At 37.7% G+C, this 25,082-nt stretch carries 20 protein-coding genes; 12 read left to right on the forward strand and 8 right to left on the reverse strand.

Going from position 1 to position 25,082, the window contains the following annotated elements:
- Nucleotides 1–1,754: penicillin-binding protein 1C (gene pbpC / locus PHO71_RS06270; RefSeq protein WP_300200528.1), on the reverse strand; the 1,754-nt coding region annotated here is incomplete at its 3' end.
- A gap of 14 nt (nt 1,755–1,768) precedes the next feature.
- Nucleotides 1,769–7,405 (reverse strand): alpha-2-macroglobulin, encoded by a 5,637-nt coding sequence (locus PHO71_RS06275; RefSeq protein ID WP_300200531.1) that lies wholly within the window; start codon nt 7,403–7,405, stop codon nt 1,769–1,771.
- Between the two features lie 85 nt (nt 7,406–7,490).
- Here PHO71_RS06275 and PHO71_RS06280 point away from each other — a divergent pair, with 85 nt between their 5' ends.
- The 6 genes from PHO71_RS06280 to PHO71_RS06305 all read left to right on the forward strand — a co-directional run bounded on the left by PHO71_RS06280 (nt 7,491) and on the right by PHO71_RS06305 (nt 13,631).
- Nucleotides 7,491–7,892, forward strand: coding sequence for an FKBP-type peptidyl-prolyl cis-trans isomerase (locus tag PHO71_RS06280; RefSeq protein ID WP_300200534.1), 402 nt, complete (start codon nt 7,491–7,493; stop codon nt 7,890–7,892).
- 362 nt (nt 7,893–8,254) lie between these two features.
- A complete protein-coding gene (locus PHO71_RS06285) occupies nt 8,255–9,346 on the forward strand; it encodes a Gfo/Idh/MocA family oxidoreductase (RefSeq protein ID WP_300200537.1) in 1,092 nt (363 codons plus the stop codon).
- An 8-nt stretch (nt 9,347–9,354) separates the two neighbouring features.
- On the forward strand, nt 9,355–10,827 hold the full coding sequence (locus PHO71_RS06290) for a Gfo/Idh/MocA family oxidoreductase (RefSeq protein ID WP_300200927.1): 1,473 nt from the start codon (nt 9,355–9,357) through the stop codon (nt 10,825–10,827).
- 39 nt (nt 10,828–10,866) lie between these two features.
- A complete protein-coding gene (locus PHO71_RS06295) occupies nt 10,867–11,739 on the forward strand; it encodes a DUF1080 domain-containing protein (protein WP_300200540.1) in 873 nt (290 codons plus the stop codon).
- A 97-nt stretch (nt 11,740–11,836) separates the two neighbouring features.
- Complete coding sequence (locus tag PHO71_RS06300) at nt 11,837–12,664, forward strand: DUF1080 domain-containing protein (protein WP_300200543.1); 828 nt, start codon at nt 11,837–11,839, stop codon at nt 12,662–12,664.
- 91 nt (nt 12,665–12,755) lie between these two features.
- Nucleotides 12,756–13,631, forward strand: coding sequence for a sugar phosphate isomerase/epimerase (locus tag PHO71_RS06305; protein WP_300200546.1), 876 nt, complete (start codon nt 12,756–12,758; stop codon nt 13,629–13,631).
- Nucleotides 13,632–13,696: 65 nt separating this feature from the next.
- Here the strand turns inward: PHO71_RS06305 and PHO71_RS06310 are convergent, their stop codons facing one another.
- From PHO71_RS06310 to PHO71_RS06320, 3 genes are all read right to left on the reverse strand, one after another.
- Nucleotides 13,697–14,056 (reverse strand): DUF1622 domain-containing protein, encoded by a 360-nt coding sequence (locus tag PHO71_RS06310; RefSeq protein ID WP_300200549.1) that lies wholly within the window; start codon nt 14,054–14,056, stop codon nt 13,697–13,699.
- Between the two features lie 74 nt (nt 14,057–14,130).
- Entirely contained in the window at nt 14,131–14,364 is a 234-nt protein-coding gene (locus tag PHO71_RS06315) for an XRE family transcriptional regulator (RefSeq protein ID WP_300200928.1), read from the reverse strand.
- A gap of 191 nt (nt 14,365–14,555) precedes the next feature.
- On the reverse strand, nt 14,556–15,653 hold the full coding sequence (locus PHO71_RS06320) for a helix-turn-helix domain-containing protein (protein ID WP_367279884.1): 1,098 nt from the start codon (nt 15,651–15,653) through the stop codon (nt 14,556–14,558).
- Between the two features lie 446 nt (nt 15,654–16,099).
- Between PHO71_RS06320 and PHO71_RS06325 the strand changes: the two genes are divergently transcribed.
- The gene (locus PHO71_RS06325; protein ID WP_300200555.1) at nt 16,100–17,488 is read left to right on the forward strand and encodes an FAD-dependent oxidoreductase; all 1,389 of its coding nucleotides are present in this window, start codon (nt 16,100–16,102) and stop codon (nt 17,486–17,488) included.
- Nucleotides 17,489–17,724: 236 nt separating this feature from the next.
- Here PHO71_RS06325 and PHO71_RS06330 read toward each other — a convergent pair whose 3' ends face one another.
- The 3 genes from PHO71_RS06330 to PHO71_RS06340 all read right to left on the reverse strand — a co-directional run bounded on the left by PHO71_RS06330 (nt 17,725) and on the right by PHO71_RS06340 (nt 21,895).
- Nucleotides 17,725–19,371, reverse strand: coding sequence for an InlB B-repeat-containing protein (locus tag PHO71_RS06330; RefSeq protein WP_300200558.1), 1,647 nt, complete (start codon nt 19,369–19,371; stop codon nt 17,725–17,727).
- Between the two features lie 793 nt (nt 19,372–20,164).
- Nucleotides 20,165–21,175 carry a GGGtGRT protein gene (locus PHO71_RS06335; RefSeq protein ID WP_300200560.1) on the reverse strand — a complete coding sequence of 337 codons (1,011 nt, stop codon included), beginning with the start codon at nt 21,173–21,175 and terminating at the stop codon, nt 20,165–20,167.
- A gap of 18 nt (nt 21,176–21,193) precedes the next feature.
- Complete coding sequence (locus PHO71_RS06340; protein WP_300200563.1) at nt 21,194–21,895, reverse strand: hypothetical protein; 702 nt, start codon at nt 21,893–21,895, stop codon at nt 21,194–21,196.
- A gap of 237 nt (nt 21,896–22,132) precedes the next feature.
- Here PHO71_RS06340 and PHO71_RS06345 point away from each other — a divergent pair, with 237 nt between their 5' ends.
- The 5 genes from PHO71_RS06345 (at nt 22,133) to smpB (ending at nt 25,047) form a co-directional block, all read left to right on the forward strand.
- Complete coding sequence (locus PHO71_RS06345) at nt 22,133–22,537, forward strand: HsmA family protein (protein WP_300200565.1); 405 nt, start codon at nt 22,133–22,135, stop codon at nt 22,535–22,537.
- Nucleotides 22,538–22,654: 117 nt separating this feature from the next.
- A complete protein-coding gene (locus tag PHO71_RS06350) occupies nt 22,655–23,155 on the forward strand; it encodes a DMP19 family protein (protein ID WP_300200568.1) in 501 nt (166 codons plus the stop codon).
- 84 nt (nt 23,156–23,239) lie between these two features.
- Nucleotides 23,240–24,013, forward strand: a complete 774-nt coding sequence (locus tag PHO71_RS06355) for a hypothetical protein (protein WP_300200570.1) — start codon at nt 23,240–23,242, stop codon at nt 24,011–24,013.
- Nucleotides 24,014–24,039: 26 nt separating this feature from the next.
- Nucleotides 24,040–24,585: a Yip1 family protein gene (locus PHO71_RS06360; RefSeq protein WP_300200929.1), complete on the forward strand. Its 546-nt coding sequence runs from the start codon at nt 24,040–24,042 to the stop codon at nt 24,583–24,585.
- A 9-nt stretch (nt 24,586–24,594) separates the two neighbouring features.
- On the forward strand, nt 24,595–25,047 hold the full coding sequence (gene smpB, locus PHO71_RS06365) for an SsrA-binding protein (RefSeq protein ID WP_300200573.1): 453 nt from the start codon (nt 24,595–24,597) through the stop codon (nt 25,045–25,047).
- Nucleotides 25,048–25,082: the final 35 nt, after the last annotated feature.

Here is a 25,082-nt window from a genome sequence, read left to right on the forward strand (position 1 = left end):
GGCTTGCCTTCTCCGGTTGCATTGCCAACCCATACGCCGACTGCATAACGGGGAGTAACACCTACTGCCCACGCATCCCTGAATCCGTAGCTGGTTCCGGTTTTCCAGGCAATGGTCTGCATAGAAGGGATTGATTTCCAATCAATTTCTTCCGGACGATTTACTTCTGTTAATGCGGATAGGGTTTGCCAGACAGCACCGGCCGATTCTTCTTGTTCTTCTTTCCCGGAGGTGGAAAGATTCTCTTTGTTTCTTCTTTGTTTATCGGATGGCTTGTCATTATCAGCCTCGTTATCATTTGTTCTCAGTAAAATCTGGGCTTTTTCATATTGAGAGAATTTACCGGGAATAGCTCCTTTTTGTTCAAGTAACATCCGTCCCATTTGGGCATATCCATTTGTTACATCCCATAAGGTAGCTTCAGCACCTCCCAAAATAAGAGAAAGTCCGTAATGAGATGAAGGTTTATTGATTGTTTTGAATCCGATTTGTTGCAAGAAATGATGGAACTTGGGTACTCCGTATTTTTGTAGCATGGTAACCGACGGTATATTCAATGAACGCGCTAGTGCTTCTGAGGCCGGCACAGCACCTTCAAATTGCATATTGAAATTTTGGGGAGTAAACCCATTGATATTGATGGGTATATCCGGTAATAGTGTGTTTGGCAACAAACTTCCTTCCTTTAGCATTGCATAGTAGAGAAAAGGTTTCAATATGCTACCCGTACTTCTGGGTGCTTGAATGATATCTACCTGATATCCGCCTCGTTGTTGTTCGAAGTGTACATTGCCACAATAAGCTATTACTTCGTTGGTCGGAATATCAATGACCAGAATAGCAAGATTCCGGATATCGCTTCGGTTAAATTCATTGCTCCACCGTTCTGCGAGATCTTCTATCTGATTTTGAATGCCACGGTCGATTGTGGAACGGGAATATGCTCCGTTCCGTTCTTGAAATAAACGACTGACCAAGTGGGGAGCTGTTTGAGGCAACGGGTGGGGTTCCTCCGGAAGAGGTTCACCGATGGCTAATTCATAGGTTGATGAATCAATAATCTTCTTCTCAAACAGTTGTTTTAATAAACGGTTACGTTTTGCCAGCAGAGTCTTTCGTCCTTTAGATAAATGGATCATTGCAGGCGCATTAGGCAGTACGGCCAACATTGCCGACTCGGCCCAGGATAAGTCTTCGGCAGAACGTCCGAAATAACGCCAGGATGCAGCATCCAGACCTACTACATTACCTCCGAAGGGGGCATGTGATATATACATGGATAAAATATCCTCTTTGGAAGCACGGAATTCCAAACGGGTAGCCCAAATCATTTCAATGAACTTTTCGCCAATAGTTCGTGATTCATTTCTGGCTAGCCGGATTGTTTGCATGGTAAGAGTGCTTCCTCCACTAACGATGCGCTTGTTTTTTATATTCTGATAGAAAGCTCTTCCGATGGACAACGGATCTATTCCCCAATGATAATAAAAATGTTTATCTTCAAAGGTGACAAGGCATTGCCTGATCTTTTCCGGTGTTGTTGCACGTGGCGGGAATCGCCACTGACCGTCAGATGCAATGCGTGCACCCAGCAGGTCTCCGTTACGATCTGTAACGACGGTGGAATAGGGGACATGGAATAGCTGACGAGGAATACAAAATATATATCCGATCACCAGAAGAGTAATGCAGCAAAGCATTACTCTTCTGGTGACGGATAAATGTTTTAAGAAACTCAATAGCCTACCTCGCATAAACTATGCTGATGTTAGCGGCTGACAATTGTTCTTCCTGCTTTCGTACGTGCCTGTACGGCTGCATCGTACATTGCTTCACACTGAATGGCAGGAAGGATAAAGTTACCCGCATAGGTGGCTTGCAATTTTACAGCAAATGTTTTCTGCTCGCCACGGCGTAAATTAAAGTAAGTCAGTACTCGGTCATCACGAATATCCTGATAGGTATATGCACGACCCTGATTCTCTGAAGCATTGGCCGATTCTGTAGCTGTTGGCTCAGGAACAAACATACGCTCATTATATATTTCCCATCCGGATGGTATAATATGCGTCAGAGCTAGGTTGCTATAGTCGGAAGTACCACTAATATTAGATACGGAAGTGATAGCCATGAAGTCAGTTCCCTGTTTGATATCCTCAATAGAGATAGGTAGTCCTTCAGTGCTTACATATCTTACGTCCAGGCGAATGTTATCTGCTATAGCAGGTAAAGTGTCATTCAACAGTTGGATACGTGTGATAATATCTACATTTAGAGCTCCCTTACCCAGATTCTTAACAGAAACTGTGCCGGACTTGGGAGAAGTGGCAAGCTCTTTTTCGAATACAGCTTTGGCTGATTTTACAGCGGGCTGTTGTTTGCCGTTCCATTTCCATGTAAAGTCTAAAGTACCCGATAGCTTCTCGGCTAAACGTCCCATTGCCATGAGGGCAAAAGCTGTGGATTGAGTACTGAACCAATTTTCCTCTGCTAGATTTTGAGAGACTTTCTTGGCTTGTTGTAATGCATCCCGTTCACGGTTCATCAACAGCAAAGTCTCCAAAATCATGGCTTCATCTCTGTCGTATGAACCATAAATTTGGTTTGTCGAAGAATAAGGGATAACGGTGGTTTCTGCATTGTATACCAATTCTCCGGCAGGTTTCATCTTTCCGGTCAATGCATAGGCTGCTGCCAGTCTCCATTTAGCTTGCAGGGACAATCCTTTTTGTTCTTTCATCCGGTTCATCGCTCCATATTCCGGTGCGCCGGCTAATGCCAAAGTGTATAGGCGGAATGCTTGTTGTAGTTCGGATTGCCATTGTTGCCACTCACTAGCTTCCTGAGGCTGAGGCATCCGCCAATTTTGTGCCGCTGCCCGTTGGAATCTCTTCCATTTGGTTAATACATTCGGATGAACGGCATATCCTTTTTCTTGTGCAAGTGTCAGGAACATTCCTGTATACGATGTAATCCATTCGTCGGCAACAGCATTTCCGGGCCAGTATACAAATCCTCCGTTGGGGAGTTGGCGTGCATAGAGCTGACGGATACTTTCCTGTACATTGGTCTTGATTTTTTCTGCCTCCTTTTCATCTACCGCTTTGAACTGGGAGACGAATAGGAGAGGCAAAGCTTTTGAAGTGAGCTGCTCTGTACACTGGTGCTGATAATTATACAGAAAATCGAATCGGCGACTGATGTCTACCGACGGTATGCGTGATACTTCTAACTGCACATGATTATTGGCAGATGAAGAACCATTCAAATTATAGGATAGTTCAGCTTCTTTTCCGGTTTCGATCCATTGACTGTTGCGTAAAGTAACTACCGGGTTCGGATTTCGCACCTCTATTTCAATCGTTTCTTGAGTCTGTTGTCCTCCCCCGCTTGCTGCCAAATGAATCGTTGCTTTTCCCGTTTGGTTACCTGTTTTTAAAGTAAAAAAGGTGAGTTGGTCTCCCGGTTGATTAAATGCCAGCGTTTGCGTTTGCGGACCACTTATCTGCACACCTCCACCGGAGACTTTTAATGATACTGTCACGTTCTTTACCTGATTCTCCATTGCAAAAATATTCACCGGAACGATGATTTCCTCTTGTGTACTGAGTACACGTGGCAAGGTGGATAATAACATCAAAGGAGTACGTACGGAAGATGTCTTTTCAGCATTACCATAAGCACCGTCCTGCCCGGCAACGACCATGGTACGTACAGAACCTACATACATCGGAAGTTTTAATGTATGTGTCTCTTGTTTACCTTTACCTAAATAGAACGGACCGATAAACTTAACTACCGGTTTGAAACGATTTGCTTTTGTATCTGCAGGTTTCAATGTTGCATCACCACCAGTACTGAATAATGAACCGTATCGTCCGGCTGAGGCTCCTAATACATCATCATACATATCCCACGTCCGGATACCGAGAGCTTCACGTGCATAAAAGTCATTCCAAGGATCGGGTGTCTTGAAATTAGTCAGATCCAATAAACCATCATCTACAATAGCTAACGTATATGTCATCGGTTTGCCGGACTTTTCGCTAACTGTCACATTAAAATTTGTTTCCGGACGCAATACATCCGGCATTTTGATTTCCGGTTGCAAGATAGTCTGGCTATTGGTAACGAATACCGGAACAACTCCGTACATCCGGATTGGCAGATCATTGACTGTCTGTGCATATGGTTGCAACAAACTGATATGTAGATATACATTCGGAGCCATTTCGGGTGTTGCTTTGAAAGTGATCTTAGTATCTCCTTCATTGGAAACTTCCATCCATTTCTGCTGCAATACCGTTGAACCGTTTTCTATGGAAACTAATGCACGTCCTCCTGCCGATGCCGGAATAATGGCTGTCACGGTTTCTCCTATTTCATAAGAATCTTTATCTAATGAGAAAGCCAACATTTTGACTCCACTCGGATTGCTTCTATCGGAACGTCCACGCCATTCCGGCCAATCGACGTAGATAGTGCCACCTGTTGCGTGTCCGCTTTCTTTGTCTTTCACATATACCAGATAACGTCCCCAGTCCGGATAATTGGCACGGAATGTAAAGGCTGTTTTTCCTCCTGTTGTCTGCAGGTTACCACTGGCTACAGGAGTAAAGGAACTACTGTTGATATAGTTCCCAATTGATTCTTCACTATTTTCCCACCACCAACTCCAACTGATGCGATATATTTTGTATTCCAGATTGGAACGGTCTACCGGCCGTCCCTGATCATCAACAGTAACAATATTGAATATGTGATCCTTGTCCGTTTCGATATACTTACCTTTCGGTTGATTCAGGTTGATACCTACATATGAATTAAACGGTGAGAATGGAACGCTGTGAGTGTATATACTAGCGTCTCCTCCCGGTTCGAATACACGGGCAATAAAAGTTGCATTCAACATACCCGGGGCCTGGGTTGCGGCAGGGAGATTTAATGTGAATCCTGCTACTCCTTTGTCGTCCAGTAGACCATTGAATACATCAGATTTAATCGTCGTAAAATCTGTTGCCGGATTATTGAATATGTACTGACTGAAATTCTTGAATTGCGTATTTACCTTAGATAATGACATCTCAACCTTAGCTTTTAGTCGTGATGCTGAGGCTCCTGTGAGCCATGCGGAAGTAAGAATAGCATAAGACTCTTTGTATGACGCTTGTAAAATGGTTGGCATAGTCAGATCGATTTTCAACCGGTTTGGTTTTACGGTTTCAATCAGCAGACTTTTGTGAAAGGCTGTTCCTCCCACTTTGATATATGCATTCCATCTTCCTGTCGGGTCACTTGGCTGTGTTGCTACGTCAAACGTATAGAAACCATTCATCCCTTTTGTAGAGACCATTTTAGTGTAGAATTGTCCTTTGGGGTTATAGATTTCCAATGCTACCGGATGCTTATCAGGAATTCTCTTTTCACGGTCTTCCAGAATGAAAGAGATGTGAAGGGTATCTCCCGGTCTCCAAACTCCTCTTTCACCATATATAAATCCTTTTAATCCTTTCTGAATATCTTTACCTCCAACATCGAAACGACTGACAGATTGCTCTTCACCATCAACTACACGAACGTATGCCTTTTGTTTGTCATACTCTGCTACAGCAATAAAAGGAGCACCTTTCGGACTGATTTCAATGAATCCTTCACCATTTGTTTCTCCTTTTCCGATAGGTTGCAATTGAAAGTTATAAATGGTTACCTGTGCTTTCTCTACAGGCTTTGTATCTAATATATTGTTTACGGCAATCCATAACTTATTTAGTGAATTGCGTTTTACAATCATTCCTAAGTTGGAAGCGAAAACATTACAAGTAGCTGTCCGGTCAGACCCCATATAATAGGAAGGAGCACAAGGATTATCACGCTCGTTCCATTTATATTGGCTCCAATCCACAGGAACACTGCCATTGTAGTAATAGTATGCTTCCGGAGTATCCCATAAGGCTTCTTCTTCATCGGACAACGTTTCGTTGCTGATTTTTGTCAAATCATTTTCTACATCATTATCCTTAAACTGCAAATCTTTGTTTTCTCCGCCACAAGGGTAAGCGGAATACTCTTGGCGGAAAGAAAGTATAACCCGGTATATAGCTCCCGGTTCTTGTCGAATTAATCCCGCAAGATCAATAGAATAATCATCCCAACGATGAATATCTTTTGAGGAATCTTTAGCAAGCCATAATGTGTTTTTGTAGACTAATCGTCCGGAACGGCGTAATTCATTAGCTGACGAAAGCGAATTGGTCTGCATGAACATTAATACATTGCTTTCGAAAATTCGGATTATACTGATGTCTACTGCATATAGATTTACAGCGCGGAATGGAATAATCAGGCTCTTCGAGTCGGGTAGGATAGCAGCTGATGTGGCCATTTCTACCTGTGGCTTTAGGCTCTGCTCACTGAAAGAGATGGACTGGGAAGCGTTCAATGACTTTCCCTGGCTGCTTTTTACTCCTTCATGAATTTTTAGAGTTAGTTGGTTCAGTTGGTTGGCATCAAAATAGATAAAGACTTTATTGTCTTTGATTTGAAAAATGGAAGATGAAACCTCGGGAATCTCAATCAATCCTTTTAAATCTTGAGTATTGGAAACTGGATCGGAGAATATAACTTCAATCCCATTTTCCGGTTGGTCGATACGTTCAGCAGAAATGAAACGAAAGTTTCCTTTGGCAGGGATCAATATCTCTTCATCCTGCACCCGATCTATACCGGCCGCTTTCCCATTAGCTGTTATTTTTAATTGGTAATCTTCTGCTTTTCTTGGAACTTGGTTAATGCTGAATTCATAACGCGTAGGATTATCCGTTGCAATTATTTCAACAGGAGCATTACCGCCATTACCGATAGTCAGCATTTTTTCTACTTCTTCTTTTTTCACAGTGTCACTAAAACGAATCGCTCCTTTTACTGTCACTACATCGGGTTCAGTAGCTGTAATCGTTATTGGTTCGGTATGCAGAGTAAAGTTGCGTTCTTGTACCCGGAATGAAAAATTGAATTCTTTCAAACGTTTATCTACTTCTACAAAATCTCCTAATTTAAAAGTACCTTCATAAAATTCTCCGGGGTGTAAAGCTCCTTCTTCCGGGACGAATTCAATGGTATTATTATTAATCCAGTATGCCTTCCCTTTTATGGAAGGAGAAAAATGGAAAGGATCATCTTTCAATTCATTATTAAGATCTACCATTGGTTGATCTTGGGCTAACTCAATTCGTATTGTAGAACTTTGTGAAATGACTCCTCCCGTATAGGCATTTACATACGGAGCATACTCTGCAGAAGGTATGATATCCTTCTTGCTACTTGTACATGAAGAGACGGCTACAATCATCAAAATAAAAAAGAATAGTCCGGCAGCTTTGCTGCATCTGGCTTTTGCTAGTTCCATAACGAAGGTATTTTATGATTCAATAAACAAATATACTGATTTTATGGAAGTTTCTTCTTACTTTTGTATTAAAATAAATTTTATAATGGGAAGAAAGGAAGAATATAAAGAAAAGAATCTGCAGTTTCTGAGTGAACTTTCCCGACAGGAAGGTATTTATTCATTACCATATAATATATATTATAGAGTTCTAGAAAGTGGTAGGGGAAGGATTTCACCTAACATACGTAGTATAGTAACAGTACACTATAAGGGTAGTTTAATGAATGGTCGAGTATTTGATAATTCTTATGAACGCGGCTGTCCCGAAGCTTTTCGTCTTAGTGATGTGATTGAAGGCTGGCAGTTGGCTCTTCAGCAGATGCACGTAGGAGATAAATGGATTATTTACATTCCATATACGAAGGGATACGGTTCACGTGCTTCCGGTCCGATTCCTGCATTTTCGACACTTGTATTTGAAGTTGAACTGTTGGGAGTTGTTTAATTTTTATGATTTGGATTGCTTTGATAACAACTTCTGTTTTTGATTAATCCCTCCAAAAAATACAGAATGAAGAAATGAAACGATTATATTAAAAACTGAATAAAAGCTTTTTCTTAATAAATAGAAGTAAGTCATTAATACTTTTTTGCATTATTTTTATAATTCTTTATATAAGAGTACTTTCATTTTCTTGCCAATTGCCGTACATTTGTTGCGTAGCTACTAATAAACATAAAAACATGAAACACGAATCTCTTGAATCGTTTAAAAAAGACCATATATTTTCAGTCCTGACTGGAAGTTCAATCTCGAATTTATACCTTATTATTATATAGTACTTTGACAACATAAAGAATAGTAATATGAAAATAAAAGTTGGTCTGATCGGTTTCGGTCGTATGGGACGATTTTATTTGGAGGAAATGCAAAAGAGCGGTCGATGGGAAGTTGCATACATTTGTGATGTAAGTGCTGATTCCCGTGAATTAGCAAAAGTGCTTTCACCTGAATCTAAAGTGATAGCTGATGAACAACTCATTTTTAATGATGAGAGTGTGCAGGTGGTTGGACTTTTTGCATTAGCAGATTCTCGTAAGGAACAAATTGAACGTGCTATTCGTAGCGGAAAACATATTATCTCGGAAAAACCGGTTGCAGACACTGTTGATAGAGAATGGGAAGTTGTAGAACTTACAGAGAATAGTGATCGTTTATCTACCGTTAATTTATATCTTCGAAATTCTTGGTATCACCAGGAAATCAAACAATTTATAGACAGAGGAGAAATCGGCGAATTAGCCATTTTGCGTATTTGCCACATGACTCCCGGTTTAGCACCCGGTGAAGGACATGAATATGAAGGCCCTGCTTTCCATGATTGTGGTATGCATTATGTCGATATTGCACGTTGGTATGCTGGTTATGAATATAAAACTTGGCATGCTCAAGGTATTAATATGTGGAACTATAAAGATCCTTGGTGGGTACAATGCCATGGAACTTTTCAAAATGGTGTAGTCTTTGATATCACACAAGGATTTGTATATGGTCAGTTGTCTAAAGACCAGACCCATAATTCGTACGTGGATATCATTGGGACGAAAGGCATTGCACACATGACTCATGATTTTCAGACAGCAAAAGTAGATCTTCATGGAGTTCATGAAACTATTCATTTGGAAAAACCTTTCGGTGGGAAAAATATTGATGTTTTATGTAATCTGTTTGCCGATTCTATAGAATCAGGAATACGAAATCCACGATTACCATCTATGCGTGATTCAGCTATTGCTTCCGAATATGCCTGGACTTTCTTGGAAGATGCCCAAACACATGATTTACCTTCTATTGGTAATCTGAGAACTTTAGAGAAAATTCGTGAACGTAGAAAGAATATGAAAAATGGATATGGATTATTGCAGAATAATAGTCTAGAGTCTATAATTAATCCTTAATACTATAAATTATGTCAAACATCTCAAGGAGACAATTTCTCAAAACAGGAGCAGCAGCATTAGCAGGTATATCTATTGTTCCAAACACTATTTTAGGTAAGAGTCACGGCCATATGTCGCCAAGTGACAAAATAAATATTCTAGGTGTCGGGATCGGTGGTCGCGGTGCTAGTGTCTTGAATGGTTTGTCAAGTCAAAACATTATCGGTCTTTGTGATGTAGATTGGAACTATAGCGATCATGTATTCAAGAAATACCCGAAAGCAAAACAATTCCGCGACTATCGTATAATGTTCGATAAGTTAGGAAAATCTGCGGATGCCGTAATGATAGCAACACCTGACCATACTCATGCTCTAATTGCTTCGGAAGCTATTATGATGGGGAAGAACGTTTATTGCGAGAAACCACTAACTCATACAGTATATGAATCACGCTTATTGACAAAATTGGCTGAAAAATATAATGTAGCTACACAAATGGGTAATCAGGGCTCTTCTGCACCGGGTGTTCGTAAAGTCTGTGAATGGATATGGAATGGTGAAATTGGAGAAATAACTAAAGTGGAAGCGTTTACAGACCGTCCTATCTGGCCACAGGGACTTAACCGTCCAGAAATAAGTGAAGCAGTTCCTAAAACATTGGATTGGGATTTATTCCTTGGTCCGGCTCAATATCGTGATTTTAACTCTTGCTATACTCCATGGAATTGGCGTGGTTGGTGGGATTTTGGGACAGGTGCATTAGGTGATATGGCTTGCCACATTCTCCATCCTGTATTCAAAGGATTAAAATTGACTTATCCTACTAAAGTACAAGGTAGTTCTACTTTGTTATTATCTGATTGTGCACCAACTGCTCAGATGGTAAAATATACTTTCCCTGCACGTGAAAATATGCCAAAGGTAGCAATGCCGGAGGTTGAAGTCATTTGGTATGATGGAGGCTTAAAACCAATGCGCCCTGAGGGATTACCTGCTCATAAAGATCTCAATGATAATGGTGGTGGCGTCATTTTCCATGGAACAAAAGATACTCTTATCTGTGGTAGCTATGGTATTAATCCATGGCTATTGTCAGGAAGAAATCCTGATTCTCCGAAAGTATTGCGTGAAATTCAGGAATCTCATGAAATGGATTTCGTGCGTGCATGTAAGGAAAAACCGTCTAGTCGTATACAGACTGCATCCTCGTTTAGCGAAGCAGGTCCTTTTAATGAAATGGTAGTAATGGGTGTGCTTGCTATCAGATTGCAGTCGCTCAATCAAGAGTTGCTGTGGGATGGACCGAATATGACGTTTACCAATATTGATCCGAATGCTACTGTCCGTTCTGTCATCAAGGATGGTTTTACTATTAAAAATGGCCATCCGACCTTTGATAAAACTTGGACAGAACCAGTTAATGCACAGGCTTTTGCTCAGGAATTAATCAAGCATACATATCGTGATGGATGGAAATTGCCTGATATGCCTATATAATTAAAACTAACATAAATATTAATTTAACAAATTGCAATCATGAAAAATCTGTTTTATCCTTTAGCTTGCTGCGTAATTGCGGGTGCATTGACATCTTGTGGCGCTGGTAAGAAAAATGCTAATACTCAGGAAGAACAATCATCTGACATGGTTACTCTTGGCTATTCTAAGTCATTGAAAGCTGCCGATACTGACAGTTTACAATTACCGGTAGACAAGGATGGCTATATCACTATTTTTGATGGAAAAACTTTTAATGGCTGGCGTGGCTATGGTAAAGATAAAGTTCCATCTAAATGGGTGATCGAAGATGGTTGTATTAAGTTCAACGGCACTGGAGGCGGAGAAGCTCAGGACGGTGACGGTGGTGATCTGATCTTCGCTCACAAATTCAAAAACTTCGAATTGGAAGTTGAGTGGAAAGTTTCAAAAGGTGGTAACTCCGGTATCTTCTATTTAGCTCAGGAAGCGACTTCAACCGATAAAGATGGTAATGAGGTTATAGAGCCTATTTATATCTCTGCTCCTGAATATCAGGTATTGGATAACGCTAATCATCCGGATGCTAAATTAGGTAAAGACAACAACAGACAATCAGCATCTTTGTATGATATGATTCCTGCTGTTCCTCAGAACCAAAATCCGTTTGGAGAATGGAATAAGGCTAAAATTATGGTATTCAAAGGAACTGTAGTTCACGGTCAGAATGATCAAAACGTTCTTGAATATCATTTGTGGACACCACAATGGACTGAAATGCTTCAGGCTAGTAAGTTCAGTGAAGAAAAATGGCCTATGGCATTTCAATTGCTGAATAACTGTGGTGGTGACAATAGAGAAGGATTTATTGGATTCCAAGATCATGGTGATGATGTTTGGTTCCGTAACATTCGTGTAAAAGTTCTCGATTAATAAAACTTTAAGCTATTAGCATAACTTTTTGGAAAATACATGATAATAGTTCTTCCATGAAGTTTTTTATATAGTGTTATGATTAAATATTTCGATAATGAAATTTAAATATATACTTATTTTATTTGCTTTTTTAATTGCATTACCTCAAGTATTGGATGCAAAGAAAAAAAAAGAAGTTACTCTTGGTTATTCAAAGTCACTGAAAGCTGCTGATACTGATAATCTGAAATTACCTGTAGACAAAAATGGCTATATTACTATTTTTGATGGTGAGACTTTCAATGGATGGCGTGGCTATGGTAAGGACCGGGTTCCAACTAAATGGGTTATTGAAGATGGTTGCATTAAATTCAATAGTTCTGAAGATGGTGAGGGTGGAGATCTTATCTTTGCTCATAAATTTAAAAACTTTGAATTAGAAGTGGAATGGAAAATTTCAAAAGGAGGTAACTCTGGTATTTTCTATCTGGCTCAAGAAGTAACATTTACTGATAAAAACGGTAAAGAGGTTTTAGAACCTATTTACGTTTCTGCTCCTGAATTTCAGGTGTTGGATAATGCAAATCATCCGGATGCAAAACTTGGCAAAGATAACAACAGAAAATCTGCTTCTCTGTATGATATGATTCCTGCTGTTCCTCAGAACCAAAATCCATTTGGTGAATGGAATAAGGCTAAAATTAAGGTACTTAACGGAACTGTTGTTCATGGTCAGAATGATCAAAAAGTAGTAGAGTATAATTTGTGGACACCACAATGGACTGAAATGCTTCAGGCAAGTAAATTCAGTGAAGAAAGATGGCCTTCAGCATTTCAACTACTGAATAACTGTGGTGGTGACAATAAAGAGGGATTTATTGGGTTCCAAGATCATGGTAATGATGTTTGGTTCCGTAATATTCGCGTAAAAATTCTTGATTAATAAAGATTATTTATTAACAACTCCGTTGAAAACTATATTATAGCATTTTATTCAACGGTAAATATTATTTTATAATAAAACAATTTGGACTATGAAATTTAGATATTTACTTATATTATTAGCTTTTTTGATTGTATTACCACAAGGTGTAGATGCAAAGAAGAAAAAAGATGTTTCTGTTCAACTTTATTCAGTTAGAGATTTGATAAAAGAAGGATCAGATTTTAACGCATTATTAAAAAAGTTGGCACAAATGGGATATACAAGTGTAGAAGCTGCCAATTATAACGATGGTAAGTTTTACGGCTTGACTCCGGCAGAATTTAAGAGTACTATTGAAAATGCTGGTATGACTGTGTTGTCTTCACATACTTCAAGAGGTTTGTCCAGCCAAGAACTAGCTTCCGGTGATTTTTCCGAATCACTGAAATGGTGGGATCAATGTATTGCTGACCATAAAGCTGCCGGAATGAAATATATTGTAACTCCTTGGATGGAAGTACCTAAAACATTGAAAGACTTACAGACTTACTGTAATTATTTCAATGAAATAGGTAAAAGATGCAAAGAAAATGGTATGCTATATGGATATCATAACCACGCTCATGAATTCCAAAAAGTAGAAGACAAGGAAGTTATGTATAACTATATGCTTGAAAATACCAATCCTGATTACGTGTTTTTCGAGATGGATGTATATTGGGTAGTAAGAGGTCAAAATAGTCCGGTTGATTACTTCAAAAAATATCCTGGTCGTTTTAAAATATTGCATATCAAAGATGACCGTGAGCTTGGCCAAAGCGGTATGGTAGGATTTGATGCAATCTTTAATAATGCAGCAACTGCAGGTGTTCAGAATATTGTTGCTGAGATTGAAAGATATAGTTGTCCGGTAGAAGAAAGTGTTAAAGAAAGTATTGATTATCTGTTGAATGCTCCTTTTGTAAAGGCTTCTTATAGCAAGTAATATTTAAGATATATAATCGAAGAATCCCTGTAGTTGAAAGGCTACAGGGATTTTTTTATAATAATTTACTCTTTTGCTTCTTTTGAATTTTCGTCTTGGGCTAATTCTTTAATTTCTTTATTTAGAAAGACAGAAAGTATTGTTCTGACAATAACTACTCCACCTAAGATGGCTAATTCATCTAAAGTCGGGTCTACTACAGTTTTTAAAATATCCGAAGCTATCAGAAATTCTAGTCCAAGTAAAAGATAGCTGCCGAAATCGGCACGTAATTGCCGGATGTTGTTAAGAGTATATGTTCCGTTGAATCGGTTGATTTCATTACGCAAAAAAGCAATGAAGCCGACAAATACTCCATAGGTGACAATCAGTAGACTGATGACACTGATAATCGTGGCTAATGTATTTAAGAAAGTGAGTAGCATCTTTTTAGAATGTTTGGTTATAATATATCAACAAATGATACACTATAATGGTTCTCATTTTCTTTTATACTCTTTTATTGATCGTCACAATTTTGTAGGTGGCAGTAATCTAACTCTGAAATATAATAGCTGAAAAAGTCATGGTTTAATATATGACTAATTCGTAATAAAAGTTCTGTATCTATACTTTTTCTTTTGAATATTGAATATATATTTGTTCTGTCACAATAAAGTTTATTTGCAAACCATGTAACAGGACGATCTTGACGATGAAGCTCTGTTTCGATTATCTTTCCAATATGTATCATCTGTCTAGTATTGTGTTCCATAATTTTTTTATCCCCCTTGATTTTAGACTTTATTTCCTCTTTGTTGTTCCCCCTTTTGATTTTATTCACCAAAAATAAAAGATTAGTTTAATACATAAAAATAAAAAGTGTCTCATTTCTGAAATGAGACACTTTTATATATTTATGTACAATGAGATGCATGAGATGATTTACTGCTTAATTGAATGAATTTCAATGTATTTCGTTGGAGATATGCCGTACTTGTCCGAAAAATTACGATAGAAAGTAGCACGTGAAGTAAAGCCACATAAGTACATCAATTCTTTCACATTTTTATTAGGATTTTCTGTAGCTAGTTGCCTAAAATATTCTAATCGGCGATAATTGATATACTCTCTGAAACCTGTGAAACCTCCACTCTTGATTGCTCCCGAAATAAAATGCTCTTTCTCGCCCAGAAATTCTGCCAAGCTTTCTATATTATAATTTTGATCTGTATATGGATGTTCTTCTTTAAGGTACGTCTCAATTTTAGAGAAAAGTGGTAGGGGTTGAGGTCGGCTTGTATGTAAATCTTCTTTGTTGGTATCACAAATCATATCTATATGATCTGAGAATGGATTTTCATGGCGTAAATATTGTATAGAGAATAAAATAGTAAATATAATCGCACTTATACCAAATAAATTGAATACAAATTCATTGATATTTAAAGTAAACAGAATATATATACTAAGAAATAAAAATAAAAATCCGATGAACACATATAAATTATTATTAATCTTACGGTAAGTCTTATTACTAATTAACGGATAGATGAGGAAAATTAGGGGAATAAGAATGGAAAGTAGAAATATTGCTAGCCTGAGTTTTATATCCAGTTCTTTAATATTAGGTATTATTTCATTCAAAGAATTAATAGGAGTGATCTTTCCATTGAAACATAGATAGCATAAGCCTACAGTTACGATAATGATAGGAGGCAATAAGAAAGTAAATATCCTGAAATGACTAAAGTATCCCGGGGATAAAGATACGATAGGAAAAAGGCATACGATACTGGCTAAAGCATACCATTTAAGCATCTTTTCGATATTGAGAAGATCTGTAAACTCATATGTCGGAGTATCTGTGACTACGATTAACCATCCAATATTCTCCCATGACATGACCGCTCCGATAGCAAATGCTATTACTCCCCAATATAATCTTTGATAATTGTCTTTTGCCCGAAAAATAAGTATTACTCCCATTGTGAGAGCAATTAGATCAAATATAAGTTCGATAGATAAATGTGTTGTTCCCATAAATAAAAAAATAGGAGAGTACTTTTATGAAAGCACTTTCCTCTACAAATAAATGCCGTAATTTTTTTAAGATTTCATCTTTTAAGTTTTGAATAATGGCTTTGAATAAGCTATCCCCTTAAAGAATATTCAGATTCCTAAACTCTTGGCAAAGATAGTAATTTTATATTTTTCCAGATCAGAAAAACATATCAATAAAGTATAAATTAATCTTTTTGCTATAAAGATGATACATTGGAAAAGTTGAAATAGAAAAAAGTGTAACTCGTAGATTGACAGAGATAAATAATTTTATTATGTATTGCAAAAATGTTTAAAACATTCGTGAGATTGAAAATAAAAAATTATTTTAGCAGTCAGATAAATTGAATAAGATTTTCTAATTTAAAGTTATCAGATCTTAAATTGCATATGACTACCATACATAAAATGATAAATAGACAATTATGACTTCAAGAAGAGATTTTTTAAAAAAGGCTGGGTTACTTACCGCTGCTTTTACTGCTCCTGCTCTCAATGTACAGGGAGAAACATCACAATCCAAAATGAATTTGAAGAACACTAAGATTGCAGTGGATAATCAATGGGATGTTATTGTGGTCGGTGGAGGACCTGGAGGTTGTACTGCCGCAATTTCTGCAGCAAGAGAGGGGGCTAAAACTCTACTTATTGAAGCAATGGGACAACTTGGTGGAATGGGAACAGCTGGGATGGTTCCGGCATGGTGTCCGTTTTCTGATGGTGAAAAAATAATTTATAGAGGTTTAGCAGAGAAAGTATTTGAGGCATCGAAAGTTGGGGTACCCCATGAGAAAAAGCAAAAAATGGATTGGGTTAGTATAAATCCCGAGCATTTGATGGCACTTTATGATCAGATGGTTACTGATTCAGGGGCACAAGTACTTTTCTTTTCACGGGTAGCAGCTGTGGAGATGGCTGGCAATGATACGGTAGATGCTATTATAGTTGCAAATAAATCCGGACTTGTTGCATTTAAGGCAAAGGTGTTTATTGATGCAACAGGAGATGGAGATTTGGCTGCATGGGCTGGTGCTTCATTTAAAAGAGGGGACGATGAAGGAAAAGTACAAAGCTCTACTTTATGTTTCTCCCTCGCTAATGTTGATAGTTATCGTTATATGGCTGGTCCCTCCTTGCATACAAGTAATAAAAACAGTCCCATTTATCCCGCTATTGCATCTGGCAAATATCCCTTGATAGATAATCATTTATGCAGTAATTTGATTGGTCCGAACGTTCTACAATTCAATGCAGGGCATCTTGTCAATGTAGACTCAACTGATCCTTGGGAGACCACAAATGCTATGATTACCGGCCGACAAATCGCCGGGCAGTATCTTGAAGCAATGAAAGAGTTTCAACCACAGACCTTCGGCAGTGCTTTTGTTGTAAAGACTGCTTCGCTATTAGGAGTAAGAGATAGTCGCCGAATTGAAGGGGATTATATTTTTACAGCGCAAGATTGGAGGGAACGTAAAACATTTGAGGATGAAATTGGACGTAATTGTTATTATATTGATGTTCATAAACCTGGTCATGTAGCTACACGCTATAAAAAGGGAGAGTCTCATGGTATTCCTTACCGCTGCTTGACTCCTAAAGGGATAAAAAATTTATTGACTGCAGGACGTTGTATTTCTACAGACGAAGAAGCTTTTGGTAGCTTACGAGTAATGCCTCCTTGTTTGGTGACTGGTGAAGCTGCTGGAATGGCGGCAGCACATGCTATAAAACAGACAAAGAATGATGTCCACAAGATTGATACTAACTTCTTGCGTAAAAGATTAAAGGAGGAAGGACAATACTTTTTATAAATTATAAATCTGTAATATTGCGATATAATTTAAAATATTTCTAGTGAAATGTTTGGATAGATCGATAAGTTATAAGAAGAAAGTCTAATGGAAAGATACTTAAGATTACTTTATAGATTTTCTAAAATAAAACGAACTAATTTATTATAAATTAGTTCGTTTTATTCTTTAAACATTGATGCTAAATAGTTTATTCTTTTTGCATAAATGCTAACTGTTGGCTAGAAAGTCTATTTTTATTTACTTGATGAGTGACGTGTTGCTTTCAGCTTATTTATTTGGCTGGCTGACTTTATAGTTCTGTAATCATTCTCGTCGTATTCATATACCATAAAGACAGTACCTCCATTAGTTTTATTACCAGTGAAAGAGTATGTCCCTTCTTCTTCCTCATCCCATGCTGTCGGATTTTTGCCGTCTGCACTTGTCGATGTTCTGTAATATACTTGGAAAGTATTATCTGACTTGAGTTCAATTTTACTATTATAGTATTTATTGCCATCTTTCTCCCATTCAATCATAGTATAGGCTCCTACAGGAAATTGACCTTTGGATTCGTAATCACAATAAAAGGCCTCTCCATATGCTGTAAATTCACAACGGTTTCCGGTAAATGAGTAAGAGAATTTAGCAATGTTTTCTAAAGCACGAGAACAAGTTAAGAGCTTTTCGAATGCTGCAATAATATCAGCATCCTGCCTTCCCTCTTCCGAGAGACTGTTGTATAATCTAAATGCTTCATCTACTGCCTTTTCTGCATTGTCATAATTATCTGGACCAATCTGGTCTGAAGTGGGTAATACATTAACTGTCTCGATAAACTTAGTTTTTAACTCGTCAATTCCTATAACTTTTAATGTTACAGTTTGATTGACTGACGGGAATTCGACAGATGTGATTTTAATGTCGATTGTAGTACCTGCTGCAAGCGTGGGTTTGATCATAAATGATAATTGGTGGTTATCCTTGGTGATTTCATCTTGTGCCCAAGATTCCAAACCACTATAGGTGAAGTTTACATCACAATTAGTTGATTGTTCGTTATTGGCATCTAATCCGTTAGCAAATAAATAAAACGGCTCTTCGGAACCTGCGGTTACATAAATAAAGCCATCTACTGGCATTGGATTGAATCCTAACTTTACAGTTGCGCGATAAGGCTTTTCTACCAACTGATTGATTGCATTAATCAGTGCTTGGTATGCATCATAAATCTGGGAGGAAGTTGGAGATGAAGAATTTGCAACTTGTCTTGCATTTTGAAGTTTTGTATACATTTCATTATAAGAATCAACTTCATAATTATTGCTATTTAGTTGAGATGCTTCTGTGATCAAGTTAGTCAATGATTCGAGGTTGATTTCAGCCCATTTGGCATAGAGATTCAGATCTCCTGTGACTGGAGTGCTAAAATTATACTCATTTGTCAATGCGGCGTCTGTATACCAGCCTTCAAAAGCATTTCCTACTTTTGTCGGAGTTAATGGTTTCACTGCACATCCACCTTCTGCTACACCTTGGGGAGTAATAGTGTTTCCTCCATTTGTATTAAATGTAACTGTATAATCAACCTGTTGCCATTTAGCGTAAAGAGTAATATTTTTCACTACTATATCACTTTCAAAATTCCAAATATTAGTATAATTGTTTTCTTTATACCAACCGACAAAGATTGATCTGTCTTTTGTAGGAGCAGTAGGTACTTTGATCTTTGTTCCATCTTCTACTGTCATAGCAGCTACATTGCTTCCTCCCTGCGAGTCAAAAGTTACAGTAAACTGTTGTGGAAGGTTGTTGTCATCATCGCTTCCACAACTTGTTGCAATGACTGCAAATAGTGTCGCAAGACATACTGCCGAAAAATACTGTCTGATTGTTTTCATTTCTTTTGTTTTTAGTAATTAATAGATACTTATTTTTCAAAAAGTACTGTATATTATAGATTTATAATGCTTAGGGGCTTTCGACTTGAGTTATATAATTAACTTTACTTATTGCATTTAATTTTGATACAAAGGTAATTTGTCTATAAGTATATAAATTATATTTAATGTAGTAATTATTATAACAAATGTGTGGAATTTAATTCACGCTTAGTTATTCTTTCTTTAATATTCTAAACTGCAATGAGGGACTGTATTAGAATACTGTTTTAAGAAAATATAAAAAAGTAGAGAGGTTTGGGATGGGTTTTATGGGATATTTTTTTAGTCTATTGATCATATGGTGATTGTCATTATATGTATTTGTTATATTCTTGAATATAATATTTGAGAAAATTGTATTTTAAAATAATAGATGTTCTCAAAAGTAGTTCTGTGTCAATACTCTGTCGTTTTAAAATAGAGTATATATTTGTTCTGTCCCAATATAGCCTATTTGCGAATCTGGTAATGAATGTTATTGGCGGTGAAGTTCTTCTTTGATAAGTCTTCCTAAATGTATTATAAATAAAAAAGGAAGAACCATTCGTGACTTATATTCATCTGAGGTACTGCCAAGTACTTATTCTCGCATTTCTTCAATTTGGCGGTTTTTAGATGAGATAATAAGAGCTAAAAGCTCAAATGTCTTTTATAAATATATGAGTGGAAACGCTATTCCAATAGTTTGAAAAAAATAGGAAGACGAAATATAATTCCGTCTTCCTTATATAAAATATAAAAGTAACTTAAATTACTTAGCTAAAGCTTGAGCTACGTCTACAGCACAAGCCACAGTACAACCTACCATCGGGTTGTTACCAATTCCTAAGAATCCCATCATTTCTACGTGAGCAGGAACTGATGAAGAACCAGCGAACTGAGCGTCTGAGTGCATACGACCCATTGTGTCCGTCATGCCATAAGAAGCAGGACCAGCAGCCATGTTATCCGGGTGAAGAGTACGACCTGTACCACCACCGGAAGCTACTGAGAAATATGGTTTACCAGCAAGAACACGTTCTTTCTTGTAAGTACCAGCGACTGGGTGTTGGAAACGAGTTGGGTTAGTAGAGTTACCTGTGATAGATACATCTACGCCTTCTTTCCACATGATAGCTACACCTTCACGAACGTCGTCAGCACCATAGCATTTTACTTTTGCACGAGCACCGTCAGAGTAAGCGATTTCGCGAACAACTTTCAGTTCACCTGTAAAGTAATCAAACTGAGTTTGAACATAAGTAAAGCCGTTGATACGAGAGATAATCTGAGCAGCGTCTTTTCCAAGACCGTTCAGGATGCAACGTAATGGTTCTTTACGTACTTTGTCAGCTTTTGCAGCGATTTTGATTGCACCTTCAGCAGCAGCGAATGATTCGTGACCTGCCAAGAAAGCGAAACACTTAGTTTCTTCGCGCAGCAACATAGCAGCCAAGTTACCATGACCGATACCAACGTTACGGTCGTCAGCTACAGAACCTGGAATACAGAATGCTTGCAAACCGATACCGATAGCTTCAGCGGCTTCAGCAGCGTTTGAACAGTGTTTTTTCAGTGCAATAGCAGTACCTACAACGTATGCCCATTTTGCATTTTCAAAACAGATAGGCTGAGTCTCTTCACACGTTTTATAAGGATCAAGTCCGGCAGCTTCGCAGATTGCATTAGCTTCTTCGATGTCTTTGATGCCGTTAGCGTTCAAGGCAGCAATAATACCTTTGATACGACGGTCTTGGCTTTCGAATTTTACTTCTCTAATCATAGTTTTTTCCTCCTTATATTATTCGTGACGTGGATCAATATGTTTAACTGCTCCCTGTTCTTCTGTTACACGTCCGTAAGTACCGGTAACTTTCTTCAATGCTTCGTTAGCATCTGTTCCTTTCTTGATTTCATCCATGAATTTACCCATATGAACGAATTCATATCCGCAAATTTCATCGTTTTTATCCAAGAAGATATTTTTGATGTAACCTTCAGCCATTTCAAGGTAACGAGGACCTTTAGCCAATGTACCATAAAGAGTACCTACTTGGCTACGCAGACCTTTACCTAAGTCTTCTAAACCAGCACCGATAATCAAACCACCTTCTGAGAAAGCTGACTGAGTACGTCCGTAAACGATCTGCAAGAACAGTTCACGCATAGCAGTGTTGATAGCGTCGCAAACTAAGTCTGTGTTCAATGCTTCAAGGACAGTTTTACCCGGAAGGATTTCAGCAGCCATAGCAGCTGAGTGAGTCATACCGGAGCATCCGATAGTCTCGATCAAAGCTTCTTGGATAATGCCCTCTTTAACGTTCAGAGTCAGTTTACAAGCACCCTGTTGAGGAGCACACCAACCAATACCATGTGTCAAACCTGAAATGTCAACGATTTCTTTTGATTTTACCCATTTGCCTTCTTCGGGTATGGGAGCCGGTCCGTGGTTAGGGCCCTTCTTTACAACACACATGTGTTCCACTTCGTGTGAATAAGTCATAATTAGCTCTTTTTTAAATAATATAATTAAAAATACGTAGTCTTGATTCTCTAAATCGTCCACAAAGGTAGTCGATTTATTTGTTTCTGCAAATTGCCATTTATTACTTTTTTATGAAAAGCGAGAAATAGGTTTACGTTTTTCTTTTGTTTGCAAAGTCAGGATTACATTTGTGAAAGATTGAACCTTATTGAACTATCTGTTCATAAGGTTGTTGTTATCTGAAAATTAAATCATATGGAACTAAATCAAGTAGACATACATTATTTAATAGCAGCAATCTGTGTGATATCATCCGCATTGATTTTTTATACGATTGGTGTTTGGGGAGAACGTATTCAAAAAAAACTAAAATTCTGGCATATTGTTTTCTTTTTGTTGGGATTGATCGCCGATACGGTAGGGACCAGTTTGATGGAACATATCGCAGAACTGACTCATTTGCATGATGAGGTTCATACTGTGACAGGGACCATTGCTATCCTTTTGATGTTTGTGCATGCTTCATGGGCGATATGGACATATGCAAAGGGTTCTGCAAAGGCTAAGCAGCATTTCAATCGTTTTAGTATTGTCGTGTGGTGTATTTGGCTTATACCTTATTTAATAGGAGTATATTTAGGAATGCATTTGCATACATAAACAGTTTTCCCCGGACGTCCGTCCGGGGAAAACTGTTTATGTAAGATTATAGAAGTATCATTATAAGAAATAGAATAAAAATTCGTAGCTTTGTTGCGAAACTTATAGGACAGAGCTATGATAGAGATTACAGATGCAGCTTTACAAACTGCGGCAGGTGAAGGAATGGATGAGTTTATCCAAGTATTTACAGATAAATATAAAGAGATAATCGGCGGTGAATTGACTACTGAAACGATGTCTTCACTGACGGGAGAGCAACATTCATTGTTAGCTTATCAGATCTTCCGTGATGAAATAATGGTTGGCGGATTCTGCCAGTTGATTCAAAATGGCTATGGAGGATACATATTTGATAATCCATTTGCGAAGGTAATGCGCTTATGGGGAGCTGATGATTTTTCTAAATTAGTGTATAAAGCCAAGAAGATTTTTGATGCCAATCGCAAGGATTTGGAGAAGGAACGGACGGATGACGAATTTATGGCAATGTATGAGCAATTTGAGGCTTTTGATGACCTGGAAGAAGAATTTCTGGACATGGAAGAACGGGTAACTGCAACGATTGCTAGTTATGTGGATGATCATTTAGAACTTTTTGCAAAAATAAGAAAGTAATGGATGCAGTATTTTTTAAATGATTGCATTTATTAATTATGAATTAGAATTTATATCTTTGCAAAATCTAAAAATATGTTGTTTATGAAACAAATGAAATTTTTCTTAGTGACCTTAATGGTTGTTTTAATGGGTGTATCTGTTACTTCTTGTTTGAAAGGAGATGAAAATAACACATGGCAGGGTTATAACGTTGTGAAAGTAACGGATAACATGATTGCTTATGTCACTTTTCAAACTATAGACGGCTACAAATTAGTAACAAAAAATGCTGTCTCAGAGCTATCTGGTGTAAATGAAGGAGATTTTGTATATATGGTTTATACTTATGATTCAAAGACTGATGTGGATCCGAATTCAAAAACTATCAATATAACTGTTAATGCAGCACAAAAGATTTCGGACAATATAGTTTACCCTGTGGAAATGAATAAGGATGAAGAAAGTGATGAGTACAAATCTAATAAACCTGTAATAGCTATTTCAGATGAATATTTGAAGCCACAAATGTTTGATAATTATAATGTGATAATACCTATTCAGTACTATGCGAAAGAAAGCCTTGATAAACATAAGTTTAGTCTGGTATATTATACAGATAAATTAAAAGGTAAAGATGAGAAGGAAGGATTAACTTTATATTTGCGTCATAAATCTGAAGAAACAGGAGAAGCTCTGACAGCTTTTTCTTATAGGACATTTAATATAAGAGAAGCTCTGTCTGCATACAAAATAAAATATGGAAGTTTACCGGCAAATATCTTTATTCAGATACAGAAAAATTCTCTTTCAAATGGAGAAGTTCCGACAACAACAACTCCCGTTTCATTTGAATATAAATATAACGACAAACTTTGAATTACAAAGAATTATTTAACATCGCAATGAAATTGATTTCCTCTCCGGCCAAAGCTTGGGAGGAAATTTCTATGGAAAAGGATAGTCAAAAGGTATTCATCACCTTTGTCTATCCTATGATTGGTTTATGTGGTCTGTCCGTTTTCATTGGCTCTTTGCTGACAAATGGATGGGGAGGCCCAGAGAGCTTTCAGGTAGCTATGACCAGTTGTTGTGCCGTAGCTGTAGCCTTGTTTGGAGGTTACTTCCTTGCCGCTTATGCTATTAATGAGATGGGGACCAGGATGTTTGGTATGTCGGCAAATCTGTCATTAGCACAACAGTTTGCCGGATATGCGCTTGTCGTACCTTTCTTGCTACAAATCGTAACCGGACTTTTGCCTGATTTTAGAATTATTGCCTGGTTATTGCAATTCTACATCGTTTATGTGGTGTGGGAAGGTGCTCCTATTATGATGAGAGTGGGAGAAAAACAACGATTGAAATACACTCTTTTGTTGTCTGTATTGTTAATACTATGTCCAGCAGTGATTCAATTTGTATTCAACAAGCTGACGGCTATACTTAATTAATATGCAAAGATGAAACAACCTTCTGTAAATATAAGAAATAAACGTGCAACGTTTGATTATGAGTTGGTAGAAACCTATACGGCGGGCATAGTGCTGACAGGCACCGAGATCAAATCTATCCGATTAGGCAAAGCTAGTTTGGTAGATACATTTTGTTATTTTGTGAAAGGTGAACTTTGGGTGAAGAATATGCACGTCACCGAATATTTCTATGGTTCCTATAATAATCACACGGCTCGTAGAGAAAGGAAGTTGTTATTAAATAAAAAAGAAATAGAGAAACTTCAGAAGGGAACAAAAAATCCAGGTTTTACCATTGTTCCTGAACGTCTGTTTATCAATGAAAAAGGTTTAGCGAAACTGGTTGTAGCCTTGGCAAAAGGCAAAAAAGAATATGATAAACGGGAATCAATAAAAGAAAAAGATGATCGTCGGGACATGGCAAGAATGTTTAAACGATAAGAAAAATAAAGTTATAGTCTAAGGTTGGCTATTCT

This window comes from Bacteroides sp. (assembly GCF_028690125.1).
In the GTDB taxonomy this organism is placed as follows: Bacteria; Bacteroidota; Bacteroidia; order Bacteroidales; family Bacteroidaceae; genus Bacteroides.